This is a genomic window from Corynebacterium bovis DSM 20582 = CIP 54.80, assembly GCF_030408615.1.
In the GTDB taxonomy this organism is placed as follows: Bacteria; Actinomycetota; Actinomycetes; order Mycobacteriales; family Mycobacteriaceae; genus Corynebacterium; species Corynebacterium bovis.
In genome coordinates this window covers 802,686-816,472 of sequence record NZ_CP047187.1, presented here as the reverse complement: position 1 = coordinate 816,472, position 13,787 = coordinate 802,686, and the positions used below count along the sequence as shown (strand labels likewise).

Below are 13,787 nucleotides of genomic sequence, written 5' to 3'. Positions count from 1 at the left end.
CCCGCCGGGTCACGTCCCCCGCCGTCGCGGCAGCCGCCGCGTGCGCCCCCGTGCCCCCCGCGTCACCGCCGCCCGGTCACTCCCCGGCGGGCGTGACGGGCGCCCAGGACGGCCCGGTCTCGGCGAGCTCCGGGTCGAGCTTGCGGAACAGCGGCGACGGCTTCGTCAGCGCGGTGCCGGGCACGAGCTCCGTGCGCCCCCACCGGGCCTGCTGGCGCGTGTAGTCCCCGGTGATGATCGGGTAGCTCCGCCCGGCCTCGGGGACGCCGACGCCCACCGGCGTCCGCGGCGAGTCGTCGGTGACCTCCCGGACGGTCGGCTGGGCGGCCCACTCGCCGGTCCCGCCGAGGGTCTCGAAGACCGTCTGCGCACTGAACGGCAGGTACGGGGTGAGCATGGTGTTCGCGTCGGCGACGACCTGGAGGGCGACGTAGAGCACGGTCGCCAGCCGCTCGCGCCGGTCCGGGTCCTTCGCCAGCTTCCACGGCTCCTCGGCGGCGATGTACTGGTTCGCGCGCGCGACGAGCCGCATCGCCTCGGTCATGCCGGCCTTGAACCTGCACTCCCCGAGGCACGTGCCGACCGTGTCGTACGCGGCGAGGGCGGCGTCGAGAAGCTCCCGGTCCCCGTCCGTGAACGCCCCCGGCTGCGGGATCTCCCCGAAGTTCTTGTGGGCCATCGACACGGTGCGGTTGACGAGGTTGCCCCACTCGTTGGCGAGCTCCTGGTTGACGCGGCGGACGAACTCGTCCCACGTGAAGTCCGTGTCCGTCGTCTCGGGGCCGGCGACGGAGATGAAGTAGCGCAGCGCGTCCGGGCCGAACTCCTCGAGGAAGTCCCGCACGTAGATGACGACGCCCTTGGAGGAGGAGAACTTCGACCCGGACATCGTGAGGAACTCGGAGGAGACGACCTCGGTCGGCAGGTCGAGCTCGCCGAACTCGCCGGCCTCGCCGCCGTGCGCGCCGAGCCCGCGGTAGCCGAGCAGCTCACCGGGCCAGATCTGGGAGTGGAACGTGATGTTGTCCTTGCCCATGAAGTAGTAGGACACGGCGTCGGGGTCCGTCCACCACGCGCGCCACGCCTCGGGGTCGCCGGAGCGCCACGCCCACTCGATGGAGGCGGAGAGGTAGCCGACGACCGCGTCGAACCACACGTAGAGCTTCTTCGCGTTGTTGTCCTGCCAGCCCTCGATCGGGATCGGCACCCCCCAGTCGATGTCCCGGCTCATCGCGCGGGGGCGCAGGTCCTTGAGCAGGTTGAGGGAGAACTTGAGGACGTTCGGCCGCCAGTCCTCGCGGCCGTGGAGCCACTCGCCGAGGGCGTCCGCGAGGGCCGGGAGGTCGAGCATGAAGTGCTCGGTCTCGACGAACTCGGGGGTCTCGCCGTTGATCTTCGACCGGGGGTCGATGAGGTCCGACGGATCCAGCTGGTTGCCGCACGTGTCGCACTGGTCGCCACGCGCGTCCGTCGCACCGCAGATGGGGCACGTGCCCTCGATGTACCGGTCCGGCAGGGTGCGGCCGGTCGTCGGGCTGATCGCGCCGGTGGTGGTCTGACGGATCATGTAGCCGTTGTCGTTGAGCCCGCGGAAGAGCTCCTGGACGACGGCGTAGTGGTTGCGCGTCGTCGTCCGGGTGAACAGGTCGTAGGACAGGCCGAGGCCGACGAGGTCCTCGACGATGATCCGGTTGTACCGGTCGCAGAGCTCCTGGACCGGGATGCCCTCCTTCTCCGCCTGGACGAGCAGCGGGGTGCCGTGCTCGTCCGTCCCCGACACCATGAGCACGTTGTTGCCGATCATCCGCTGGTAGCGGGCGAAGACGTCGGAGGGGACGCCGAATCCCGCGACGTGACCGATGTGGCGGGGGCCGTTGGCGTAGGGCCAGGCCACGGACGTGAGCACGTGTTGCGACATGCGGTCCAGCCTATTGCACGTCCACATCGAGTGCTAAACGGCCGTGGGGTGCGCGGTACTGTCTCCACCATGCCGTCGGAGCTCTCACCCGGTCCCGCCCCCGTCCGCCGTCTCGCGGGCGGGTCCTTCCGTCGTCTGACCGGGCGACCGACCGGTCCCGACGCCGCGGCGGCGGGGCGACCCGACCCGGTGGACGAGGCGCTGCGGGTGTTCCGGGTGCTCACCGCCCGGGCGCTCCGCGTCGGTGCGCCGCTGCCGGCCCTCGCCGTCGGGGCGTGGGCCGGGCACGCGGCGGTCCTCGTCCCGGCGCTCGACGCCCGGGACGCCGCGGCCGCCGGGCCGGACGGGGCGTTCCCGGGGGGCGGTGACGGTGCCGGGTCGGGTGCCGGGTCGGGTGCCGGGTCGGCGCCGCTCTGGTTCGGGGTGCGACGCTACCCGGACGCCGCGGCGGACGACGGCGGGGTCCGTGACGCGGCGGGGGCGCCCCTCGCCGCACACTGGGGCGGGGCCGCCCGGGCGAGCCTGTGGCTCGACGGAGACGGGGTGTGGTGGCTGCGGACGACGGACACCCCCGGGGTCGACGACGACCCCTCCACCGTCGACGCGGCCCTGGACGCTGCCCCCGACGCAGCCTTCGACGCGGCCCTGGACGCCGCCGTCGCCGGCACCGCCGACGCCGGGGGCGCGACCGGTGGCAGCTCCCCCACCGACCCCGGGGGCTCCCCCGCCGACGCCACGGCCCCGACCCCCGGCTTCCCGCCCGTCCCGACGGTCCGCTGGCGCGGCCCCGACCGGGACCGCCACACCCGGGGCGTGACGGACTGCCTCGAGGCCATCGCCGCCGGCGAGGTCTACCAGGCGTGCGTCGCCGGGTTCTTCCACGGCCGGGTCGACGACGGCGCGGACGACCACGCCGCCGCCGCGGCGGTGTTCGCGGACACCGTCGCCCACCACCGCCCCGCCCGCGCGGTCTTCCTCGCCGGGCACGGGACGACCGGGTGCGCGGTCGCCGTGACGTCGTTCAGCCCCGAGGTCTACCTGTCCCGCCACGGCGACGAGGTCGTGGAGATGCCGATCAAGGGCACGCTCCCCCGCGACCGGGACCCGGCCGACCTCCTGGCGAGCGTCAAGGACGTCGCGGAGAACATCATGATCGTCGACCTCGTCCGCCACGACCTCGGCACGGTCGCGGTCACCGGCGGGGTGACGGTGCCCGACCTCCTCACCGTCGTCCCCGCCCCGGGCGTGTGGCACCTCGTCTCCACGGTCCGGGCGACGCTCCCGCGGGAGGTCACGCACGCGCGGCTCGTCGAGACCACCTTCCCCCCGGCGTCGGTGACGGGCACCCCGAAGCTCGCCGCCCGGCGGTTCCTCCGGGAGTGGGAGCCGGAGAGCCGGGGGGTGTTCTGCGGCTGCGCGGGGTTCTCCGCCGGCGGGGTCCTCGAACTCGCCGTGGCGATCCGGACGTGCGAGTGGACCGGCGGCGGCCGGGTCCGCCTCGGGGTCGGCGGCGGGATCACGGCGGACTCCACGCCGGCGGCGGAGTGGGACGAGGTCACCGCGAAGAGCTCCACGATCACCGGCGGGGCGGTCCGGCACCGCTGAGCCCGGGCGGGGCGGGTGCGACGGGGCCGGGGGGCGGGTCAGGTGCGGACAGGCCGGGTGCGGGTCGCCCGCCGGGGCCGGGGCCGGGACGGGGGACGACGGACGCCGGACCGGGACAGCACCCTGAGAAAACGGCCACCCCCAGTTGTGCTTCACGACCACTGCCCCGCCGCCCTCCACCCGTGTTCCCGGTCACGGTCCGGCACGGTCGGGGGTGGTCGGACATGGTACGGACGGGCCCACCGACCCCGGTGACGGAATTGCGTCTCGACAATCCGCCAAAAATCTTTCCGTCATGTTATTCTCATCTTCATCTTGGCCGGAACTAATATAAAACGGCAGAGATATTCAGTTTTTAAGAACACCACGAACGTCTCCCACAGGACATCACCCACCATGCAGCTGACGAGATTCACGGACCTTGGGTTGCGCGTCATCATCTATCTCGCCGCCGACCAGCTCACCGACGACGGCACCCGGCCCCGCCGCCGGCACACCTCCTCCAGCGTCGCGAAGGCCATCGACGCCTCGGCTACACACGTCGCGAAGGTCGTCTCCCGCCTCGCCGAGATCGGCGTCATCCGCTCGACCCGGGGCCGCACCGGCGGTGTCCGCCTCGCCGAGGGGGGCCTGGACTTCCGCATCGGCACCCTGATCCGGCAGCTCGAGGGCGACAGCCGCCTGCTCGACAGCTTCCGCACCCCCGACCACGACGACGCCGCGGCCCCCGCCACGGCGGACGGGACCGGCGCGCCCACCACCACGCCGGCCCGCACCCCCGACGCCGAACCGCCCGTCCACACCGTGGTCACCGGTCCCGACGGCACCCCCGCGGACGCCGGCGGGGAGCCCCCGGCGGCGTGGCGCGAGCACTGCGACAAACTGAGCACCGCCCTCGTCGAGGCGCAGTCCGCGTTCTTCGCGGCGCTCGACACGATCCGCGTCCGCGACATCGCCGGCGTCCGGCCGCCGGGGACGTCGGCGTCGACCCCCTCCCCCGTCCGCGGACCGGGCCCGACGGTCCCCCTCGACGCCGGGCACTGAATCCCCCCTGCTCAGCGGCGGCGGAGGAACCCGCGCCGCGCGGGACGCTCCGCCCACTGCTGGGCCTGCTCCGCGGAGGTCCGGGCCTCCTCGGCCGAGGTCGCGGCGGCCTCCGCACTCGCCGCGGCGGCCTCGACGGCCTCCTCGACCGCGGGGTGCCCGGCCTCCCCACCGGACGCGCCGACCGGGAGCGGGCTGACGACCATGTCGACGTCACCCGACCCACCGGCCGCGTGTCGCCGCCGCTCGTCACGCTGGCGACGCCGCTGCTCGCGGGCGTCGTCCTCCGCCTGGAGGCGACGCTCCCGCGCGAGCCGGAGCCCGAACCGGCGCTGCTCCTTCTCGTCGAGGTACATCGGGTCGTTCGACAGGCCCTTCACCAGCGACACCATGAGCGCGATGATGATGACGACGAACGGGCTCGCCGCGATGATCGTCACGTTCTGCAGGTTCGTCAGCGCCTCGTCCTTGCCGCTGATGAGCAGCACGGCCGCGATGAGGCCGGTGAGCGCGCCCCACAGCACGGTCACGCGCCGGTCGGCGATGAGCCGCCCGTTCTGGCTCATCGTCCCCATCACCGTCGACGCGGAGTCCGCGGAGGTGATGAAGAACGTCGCCAGGAGGATCATCGCGATGACCGAGGTCACGGTGCCCGCCGGGAAGGAGTCGAGCAGCGAGAACAGCTGCTTCTCCGCGTTGCCGTCACCGAAGACCGAGTGCCCGGCCTTCTCCGCCTCGACCGCGCTGCCGCCGAAGACGGAGAACCACACGACGGTCACCGCGCTCGGCACGAGGAGCACGACGAGGATGAACTCGCGGATCGTCCGGCCCCGGGAGATCCGGGCGACGAACATGCCGACGAACGGCGACCAGGAGATCCACCAGGCCCAGTAGAAGATCGTGTTGCCGGACAGCCACTCGGCCGCGGTCTTCGTCGGCGTCCCGTCCGAGTCCGCGGTCCGGCCGGCCATCTCGAAGAACTGGTCGAAGTAGCTGCCGACGGCCGTGGGGATCGTGTTGAGGCTCACGACGGTCGGGCCGACGACGAGCACGAACAGCGCCAGCAGCCCGGCGAGGACCATGTTGAAGTTCGACAGCCACTGGATGCCCTTGCCCACGCCGGAGGCGGCGGAGGCGAGGTACGCCACGCCGAGGACGACGATGACGCCGAGGAGCACCGGGGTCCCCGGGTTGTGGACGATGCCCGTCGAGTCCAGGCCGGACCCGATCTGGAGCGCGCCGAGCCCGAGCGACGCGGCGGTGCCGAAGACGGTCGCGATGATCGCGAGGATGTCGACGATCTTCCCGACGGGCCCCTCCGCGCCCTTCACGCCGATGAGGGGGATGAACGCGGAGCTCAGCAGCTGCTTCCGGCCGAGCCGGAAGGTGCCGTAGGCGATGCTCAGACCGACGATGGCGTAGATCGACCACGGGTGGAGCGTCCAGTGGAACAGCGTCGAGGCGAAGGCGGACTCCACCTCGTGGTCACCGTGGCCGGGGACGCCCCCGCGGAAGAAGTTCAACGGTTCCGCGACGCCGTAGAACATGAGGCCGATGCCCATGCCCGCGGCGAACATCATGGCGATCCAGCTCAGCGTGTGGAACTCCGGCTGTTCGTTGTTCTGCCCGAGCTTGATCCGCCCGAACCGGCTGAACGCCACGGCGAGGGCGAAGAACACGAACACGGTGCCGGCGACGACGAAGAGCCAGCCGAAGTCCGTCACGACGAAGTCGAGCGCGTTCGTGGCGAAGGAGGCGAAGTTGTCCGGTGCCAGCAGCCCCCACACGACGATCGCCAGCGTCACGACGGCGACGACCCCGGTGATGATCCAGTCGACCGGGGCGTCGGCGTCGTCCGCCGGGGGCGGCGGCATGTCCTCGAATGCGACAGGGGAGTTTTTCCGCGCGGTAAGTTCCGGTTCCGGACCACCGCCCGGGAGATGCCCGGAGTCGGACTCCGGGGTCCCCTTCGATGGCTTGTCTGAAACAGTCATGCCCACCACAGTGCCACAGTTGAGCAGTTATTCGCAGCCGACTGTGATAGTCATAAACAACCCGTACGGTGCCGAAACTCCCAGCCGTTCCGACCGGCCGGCACCGAGGGGGTCGCGAAGTATTTCAGAACGCGGACCGGACTCCACCAGAGGTACCCCGCGGACGGGGACCGGGTGCCACGGGAGGTACCCCGCGACCGCGCCCGACGCCCGGCTCAGTCCCGCTGCCGGGCGGCGAGCACCGCCTCGTACAGCTCCCGCTTCGACACCCCGGTCGCCGCGGCGACGTCACCGCACGCGTCCTTCAGCCGCCGCCCCCCGGCCACCTTCGCCTCGACGTCCCCGACGAGGTCCTCGGGTGCGGCCCGGGGCGATCCGTCGCTCCCCTCGATGACGACGGTGACCTCCCCCCGCACCCCGTCCGCGGCCCACGCGGCGAGCTCCCCGAGGCCCCCGCGCCGGACCTCCTCGTAGGTCTTCGTCAGTTCCCGGCACACCGCCGCCCGGCGGTCCGGTCCGACGACCTCCGCCGCCAGCGCGAGCGTCGCGGCGAGCCGGTGCGGCGACTCGAAGAAGCACACCGCCCGGCGCGACGTCCGCACCTCCTCCAGCCACGTGCGGCGGGCCCCGTCCTTGCGCGGCGCGAAACCGTCGAAGGCGAAGGTCCCCACCCCCACCCCGGACAGGGCCAGGGCGGTCGGCACCGCCGACGGTCCCGGCAGGCACGTCACCGGCACCCCCGCCTCGTGCGCGGCCTGGACGAGCGGGAAGCCGGGGTCGGACACCGAGGGCATCCCCGCGTCCGTGACGACGAGCACGCGCGCCCCGTGCGCGGCCTCCCGCACGAGGCCGGCGGCCCGGTCCTGCTCGTTGTGGTCGAAGTTGGAGACGACGCGGCCGCGCAGGGTGACCCCGAGCGCGTCCGCGAGCGCCCGGGTGCGGCGGGTGTCCTCCGCCGCGACGACATCCGCCGTGGCGAGGGCGTCGAGGAGGCGCACCGAGGCGTCGAGCGGGTCGCCGAGCGGCGTCGCGGCGAGGATGACGCCGCCCGCGGGGCAGGGGCGGTCGGCCGCGGCGCGTTCGAGGAGCGGCCCGGTGGCGACGGCCGGGGTCGCGGTCGGGTCGGTCGTGCCGGCGGGGTCCGGGGTCCCGGCGGGGTCCGGGGTCGCGGTCGGGTCCGGCGTGCCGGCGGCGGTGGGGTCCTCGTGACTCATGGACCCAGGATGTCAGAGTCCCCCGCCGGCCGTCCCACCGGCCGCGCGCGGGTCGCGTGCCGGACGCACGCGGGCCGCGCACCGGGCCGCGCACCGGGCTCCCACCGGGCCGCGCACCGGGCTCCCACCGGGCCGCGCACCGGCCGCACACAGCCCCACCCGTCCCGCTCCCCTTGCCGACCGCGGTGCCATAGGATGACTGCCTGTGACACCTCCGACGACGAAGCGCCCCAGGACGGACGACGGCCGGGACGGCACCGGCGACCCCGGGACCACCGGCGGCCCCCGCACCGCGCGGACCCGGGCCCACGCCCGGCGTCGTGGCCGCCCCGGCCCGGCGGCCCCCTCGACGCAGCCCACCACCGGCCGCCCCGCGCACGGCCGCACCCGTGACCTCCGCTGGCCGGTCATGCTCGTCAGCGTCGCGGTCATCGCCGTCGCCTCCCGCCTCGCGAACCTCGGCACCCCCACCGACGGCGGCACCCCCGTGTTCGACGAGAAGCACTACGTGCCGCAGTCGTGGCAGATCCTCCGCTCGGCGGCGAACCCCCTCGTCGGCGGGATCGAGGACAACCCCGGCTACGGGCTCGTCGTGCACCCGCCGCTGGCCAAGCAGCTGGAGGCCGTCGGCATGGCGCTGTTCGGCTACACCCCCTGGGGGTGGCGGATCGCCAGCGCCGTCGCGGCCGTCGCGGTCATCCTCCTCATCATGGGCATCGCCCGCCGGATCTCCCGCTCCGACCTCGTCGGACTCCTCGCCGGGCTCATCGCCGTGTGCGACGGGATCCTCTTCGTCACCGGCCGGTCGGCGATGCTCGACCACATCCAGACCGTCTTCGTCACCGCGGCGGTGTACCTGCTCGTCCGGGACCACGGGCAGATGAACGCCCGCTTCGCCCGGGTGTGGGCGGAGCAGCGGATGGCGGACAGCCCGCTCGGGCCCCGGATGGGCTACCGGTGGTGGCGGTTCGCCGCCGGGGTGTGCCTCGGCTGCGCCCTCGCGGTGAAGTGGTCCGGCCTGTACTACATGGCGTTCTTCGGGCTCGCGGTCGTCGGGCTCGACGTGTGGCGCCGCCGCCGGTGGGGCGTCGCCCGGCCGTGGGCCGGGGCGCTCATGCGCGACGCCGTGCCGGCCGCCGCGTCGATCGTCCTCGTCCCCGTCATGGTGTACCTGTTCAGCTGGCGGGCGTGGTTCGCCTCGGAGACGGGCGTGTACCGGCACATCGCCTCGTCCGGGGTGGAGCAGCGCGTCACCGACTGGCACCTGGGGTGGCTGCCGGACAGCGTCGTCGGGTTCCTCTGGTACCACGTGTCGGTGCTGGACTTCCACGCCTCCCTCACGAACTCCAACGGCCACTACCACGCGTGGGAGTCGAAGCCGTGGAGCTGGTTGGCGACGACCCGCTCCCTGCTCTACTACAGCAGCACCACGGACGACGGCGCGCGGCGCACCGAGCTGCTCGTCGGCACGCCCGCGGTCTGGTGGCTCACCGTGCCGGTCATGCTGTGGGGGCTGTGGTGCCTCGTCGTGCGCCGGGACCTACGGTGGGCCGTGCCGGTCGTCGGGTTCGCCGCGGGGTTCCTCCCGTGGCTCGCGGACATCGACCGCCAGATGTACCTGTTCTACGCGGTGAACCTCGCGCCGTTCCTCGTCATCGCCCTCGCCCTCGCGCTCGGCCAGCTGTCCCGGTGGTCACTGCGCCCCGCGGGGGACGACGCCGCCTCCGACGGGCCGGCGACGGCGACGGCGGCGGGCGCCCCGGCGTCCGGCGCGGAGGTGCGCCCGGGGACGGGCGGCCGGCTCGTGGCGTGGCTGCGCATGATGTGGCTGACCCGCACCGGCGCGGTGCTCGCGTGCGTCTACACGGCGGTCGTCGTGTGGAACTTCCTGTACTTCCTGCCGCTGTACACCGCGTTGCCGCTCACGACGGGCGAGTGGGAGTCCCGCATGTGGCTGCCGAGCTGGCGGTAGCGCCGGGGCGCGGCCGGGGCCGCCCGGCCGGCCCGGCACCGGCGCACCACGGCACCGCCGGCACAGGCCCGGCCGGCCCGCACCGCGTCGTCACAGGTCGGGGCCGGGCCCGGGGTCGCCGGGACGGTAGGACGAGTTCCGGCTGACGTCGCCGACGCTGTAGCTCACGGGCCGGGCGGTGATGACCCGCCAGGACTGGCGCAACGGGGCGACGGCGTGGTGCCGGGCGAGCCAGTTCCACACGATCGCCCCGACCGCCGCGAGGTGGACGAGCAGCCCGGCGACGGTCACCGCGTCGATGTAGCCGAGGACGATGTCGCGCGTCGCGAACCCCGCCCCGAACGCCCACATCGCGAGGAAGACGGGCAGCAGCCCGGCCGCCCCGCGCGGCCGCAGCGCCGCCCACACGAGACCCGCCCCGAAGGCGAAGCGCACGGTCGCGGCGTCGACGGCCATCCGCGCCACCCCCGGGTCCGCGGCGTTCGCCACCGCCCCGCCGACCGGGGCCGCCCCCTCCCCCGGCACCGCGCCGGCCCCGCTGATCGGCCCGGCGAGCAGCACGACCCCCCACGCGAGGTACACGAGGGCGAGGACGCCGAGGAGGACGCGGGACAGCGCGACGGACAGGGCCCGGCCCCGCCCGACGCCCGCCACGCCACCCGCGGCGAGGAGCTGCCCGGCGAGGTCGGACGCCGGCGGCGGCGCGGACGCCGCGTCGCCGGTCGGCCCGTCGTCCCCCGTGAGGCCCGGGAGGACCAGCGGGCGGGGGGTGTCGGGGACGGGGGCGAGGCGGAGCACCCGGCCGATGTCGCCGGCGCGCCCGTACCACTCCCGGCAGTCGGGGCAGGAGTCGAGGTGGGCGTCGACGACGTCGTCGTCCGTGTCCGCAGGGACCGGCTCCCCGTCCAGGCGGGCGGAGAGCACGGCCCGGACCTCGTGGCATTCCACGGCGCAGTCGCCTACTTCCGGTGGGTCGGGGCCCGGTCGTCGGCCGGGAGTGTCGCACCCGATTATCGCACGGCCGCGCCCCCGCGCGGACACACCCCGGGTGAGCGCCGGGTGCGGCCTCCGTCACCGGGACACGGTCACCGGGACGGGCCCGGAGCGACCCCGCCCCCGGCACCGCCCCGGCTCAGCCGAAGCGGGACAGTGCCCGGTCGAGGCTCGCCCGCCCCGCCCCGAACACGACGAGCACGACGAACGCCGTCGCGAGCAGGAGCACCAGCTCCATCCCGCCGTCGGCGACGAACAGCCCGTTGTGCAGGTGCACGAGGTACAGCGCGGCGAGCATGTCCAGGGCGAGGACCCCGGCCGCGGCGGGGGTGAGCAGCCCGACGACGACGAGCGCGCCGCCGAGCATCTCGACGATCGACACCCCCCACGCGCTCATCCCCGGCTGCGGCACCCCGGCGGCCTCGAAGGCGCGGGTCGTGGCGTCGATGCCGTCGACGACGAGCTTCTTCCACCCGTGGGCGACCATGATGACCCCGGTGACGACCCGGAGCAGCAGCAGTCCCGCGTCCCGGACGCCGGGACGGTCCATCAGCGAGTTCACGAGACCGCCCGGGTGCCCGTCCCGTAGGCGGAGCGCCGGCCCGCGTCACCGTGCGCGACGGTGCCGGACGGGCGGTACGGGTCCTCGGCCGCCCGCGGCAGCAGGACCGTGACGTCCGCGTCGGGCAGGTGGTCGAACGCGGGGTCGGCGTCGTCGACCTCGAGGACGACCGCCCCGGGCCGGAGGAGCCGGTCGGGCACGCCGAGCTCGTCGTCGGCGGTGTTGCGCACCCCGAGCCGCGCCCGCCGCATCCGGGCGAGCCGGCGACGGCGGAGGTCCTGTTCCTCGATCGCCTGCCGCCGCAGGAAGAAGAGGTAGAGGACGGTGACGACGACGGCCACCGCGAGGCCGAGCCAGGCGAGCCCCTGCATGACGACCCCGCTGGCCAGCGCGATGAGGCACAGGGCGACGAGGAACATCAGGGTCTGCTTGCGGCGGCGCAGGCGGCGCTGCGCGACGGCCTGCGAGGCGACCGGGTCGTAGAAGCCCCGGCCGCGGTGCGCGGCGACGTAGGCGATGTCGTCCTCCGACAGCTCGTCGGAGTCGTCGAGGATGTCCGGCACCGGCCGCGCGTCGGCGTCGTCGGCGTGGTCGGCGGCGAAGTCCGCGTCGGCGTGGTCGGCGGCGAAGTCCGCGTCGTCGACCCCGGCGGCGTCCCGGTCCGTGTCGTCGACCCCGGCGGCGTCGGCCCCGGCGAGGTCCTCACTGTCGTCGAGGTCCCGGGTGCCGTCGGTGTCGCCGAGGTCGTCGGTGTGGTCCGGGTCGTCGAGGTCCTCGAGGTCGACGACGACGTCCGCCCCGCGCACGTACGCCGCGGGCAGCGTCGCCGCTCCCCCGGTGGTCTCCGGGTCGACGCCCGCCCCCGCTGCGGCACCGACCATGTCACCGTCGTCGAGATCCGCGGTGGGATCAGCGTCACGGTCGGCGCCGGGGAGCTCGTCGGCGGGGAACCGGGACAGCGGCACGGCCGTTCCCGTCCCGACCGGACCCCCGCGGCGGGCGGCGTCGCGCCCGCTGCCCGCGGCGTCGGCGGTGTCGGTGGCGTCACTGTCGACGTCGGCGTCGGCGGAGTCACGGCCGGCGTCAGCGGCGGCGGCGTCAGCGTCAATGTCCTCGTCGCTCCCGACGACCGGCATGGCGTCGGTCACCCGCACCGCACGCCCCGTCGCCACGGGCGTGTCCGGCCGCACCGGCTCGAACTCGCCGGTGTCCTCCTCGTCCTGGGAACGGTAGGGCACGACCTCGCCGTCGATGATCCCCGGGACGTGCCCGGGGCGCCGAGTGTCGTCGATGACGACCTGCACCGGCTCCGCCTCGACGAACTCGATGTCGTCGTCGATCCCCCGGCCCGGACCCCACGGGCGTCCCGTCGACACCCGCCCGGCGGACCCCGCCGACCGCGCACCGTCACCACCGTCGGCGGTCACGGCGTCGCCGCTGACCCCGTCGACCGGCGCGGCGGCCGGGGCCGGGCGCAGCCGACGCCGACGCTGCGGCGGCTCGGTGCCCCCCTCGTGGAGGACCCGGGTCTCCTTCAGCGCCTGGGAGGTCCGGCGCACCGGGGACTGGCTGCGGAACAGGAGGATGGACAGGAACAGCAAACACACCAGGGCGATCAGGATCAGCGAACCGAACACGGGCGGTGGTCCTCCTCACGGGGACGGGACGGGAGGTCGACGGGCGCGGTGGCGGCCCGGGCCACGTGGTGCGTGGCGGGCACGGCCACCCCCCGGGCGGGGTTGGTCAGGACCCCAGCCTACGTTTCCCCGCCCGGGCGACGGCGGTGCCACGCCGCGTCGCCGGCCTCCCCGGTGGCGCGGACCCGCCCCGCCCGGTGCAGGCGGCCGACCGCCCCCTCCGGCAGCTCCTCGGCCGTCACCCCGACGAGCAGGTGGTCGGTCCACCGCCCGTCGATGTGGAGGTTGCGCTCCAGCCGCCCCTCCTCCCGGAACCCGCACGTCGCGAGGACCCGCCGGGAGGCCGCGTTCGACTCCATGACCGTGGCCTCCACCCGGTGCAGGCCGACGTCCCGGACCGCGTGGTCGACGCCGAGGGCCACGGCGGCCGTCGCGACCCCGCCGTTCCACGCGGCGGAGTGGACCCAGTAGCCGATCCAGCAGGAGCCCACCGCCCCGTGCTGGACGTTGCCGAGGGTGAGCTGGCCGATGAACCGGCCGTCGAGGTCGATCGCCGCCGAGAGCGCGACCCCGGCGAGCGCCATCCGGCGGAGGCTGCCGACGGTCGCCCGCCATGCCCGGTGGCTGTGCGCCTCCGCCCACGACCCGTCGACGGTCGGCTCCACCGGCCGGAGGACGTGCTCGTCGGCGACCCGGTAGGCGGACCACAGCGGCCCGTCGGCCGGGGTCAGCGGGCGGAGCCGCACCCGCCCGGCGGGGACGTCGACGGCCGGGGTCCACAGCGGCCAGCCCGGGTGGGGGCCGGCGAGGGCGACGGGACGCCGGAACAGGCGGTCGCGGAGGTACAC

The 13,787-nt window shown here is 74.5% G+C and carries 10 protein-coding genes; 3 read left to right on the top strand and 7 right to left on the bottom strand.

The window, feature by feature from the left end; all coding sequences use genetic code 11:
- Positions 1-76: 76 nt before the first annotated feature.
- Positions 77-1,918, bottom strand: coding sequence for a methionine--tRNA ligase (gene metG, locus CBOVI_RS03185; protein WP_125173908.1), 1,842 nt, complete (start codon positions 1,916-1,918; stop codon positions 77-79).
- Between the two features lie 69 nt (positions 1,919-1,987).
- On the opposite strand from metG, the gene CBOVI_RS03180 reads away from it, so the two are divergent.
- Positions 1,988-3,523, top strand: coding sequence for a chorismate-binding protein (locus tag CBOVI_RS03180; RefSeq protein ID WP_221190468.1), 1,536 nt, complete (start codon positions 1,988-1,990; stop codon positions 3,521-3,523).
- 396 nt (positions 3,524-3,919) lie between these two features.
- Complete coding sequence (locus tag CBOVI_RS03175; RefSeq protein WP_010274688.1) at positions 3,920-4,567, top strand: RrF2 family transcriptional regulator; 648 nt, start codon at positions 3,920-3,922, stop codon at positions 4,565-4,567.
- 11 nt (positions 4,568-4,578) lie between these two features.
- Here the strand turns inward: CBOVI_RS03175 and CBOVI_RS03170 are convergent, their stop codons facing one another.
- The gene (locus CBOVI_RS03170; protein WP_010274683.1) at positions 4,579-6,441 is read right to left on the bottom strand and encodes a BCCT family transporter; all 1,863 of its coding nucleotides are present in this window, start codon (positions 6,439-6,441) and stop codon (positions 4,579-4,581) included.
- A 335-nt stretch (positions 6,442-6,776) separates the two neighbouring features.
- Positions 6,777-7,775: a 16S rRNA (cytidine(1402)-2'-O)-methyltransferase gene (rsmI, locus tag CBOVI_RS03165; RefSeq protein ID WP_125187127.1), complete on the bottom strand. Its 999-nt coding sequence runs from the start codon at positions 7,773-7,775 to the stop codon at positions 6,777-6,779.
- 409 nt (positions 7,776-8,184) lie between these two features.
- On the opposite strand from rsmI, the gene CBOVI_RS03160 reads away from it, so the two are divergent.
- Positions 8,185-9,747, top strand: coding sequence for a dolichyl-phosphate-mannose--protein mannosyltransferase (locus tag CBOVI_RS03160; RefSeq protein ID WP_125174452.1), 1,563 nt, complete (start codon positions 8,185-8,187; stop codon positions 9,745-9,747).
- A 90-nt stretch (positions 9,748-9,837) separates the two neighbouring features.
- Here the strand turns inward: CBOVI_RS03160 and CBOVI_RS03155 are convergent, their stop codons facing one another.
- From CBOVI_RS03155 to CBOVI_RS03140, 4 genes are all read right to left on the bottom strand, one after another.
- Positions 9,838-10,695: a zf-HC2 domain-containing protein gene (locus CBOVI_RS03155; protein WP_125173084.1), complete on the bottom strand. Its 858-nt coding sequence runs from the start codon at positions 10,693-10,695 to the stop codon at positions 9,838-9,840.
- Between the two features lie 184 nt (positions 10,696-10,879).
- Positions 10,880-11,290, bottom strand: a complete 411-nt coding sequence (locus CBOVI_RS03150; RefSeq protein WP_029157843.1) for a DoxX family protein — start codon at positions 11,288-11,290, stop codon at positions 10,880-10,882.
- A gap of 8 nt (positions 11,291-11,298) precedes the next feature.
- Positions 11,299-12,939, bottom strand: coding sequence for a divisome protein SepX/GlpR (gene sepX, locus CBOVI_RS03145; RefSeq protein ID WP_125186731.1), 1,641 nt, complete (start codon positions 12,937-12,939; stop codon positions 11,299-11,301).
- A 119-nt stretch (positions 12,940-13,058) separates the two neighbouring features.
- Complete coding sequence (locus tag CBOVI_RS03140) at positions 13,059-13,787, bottom strand: GNAT family N-acetyltransferase (protein ID WP_010272096.1); 729 nt, start codon at positions 13,785-13,787, stop codon at positions 13,059-13,061.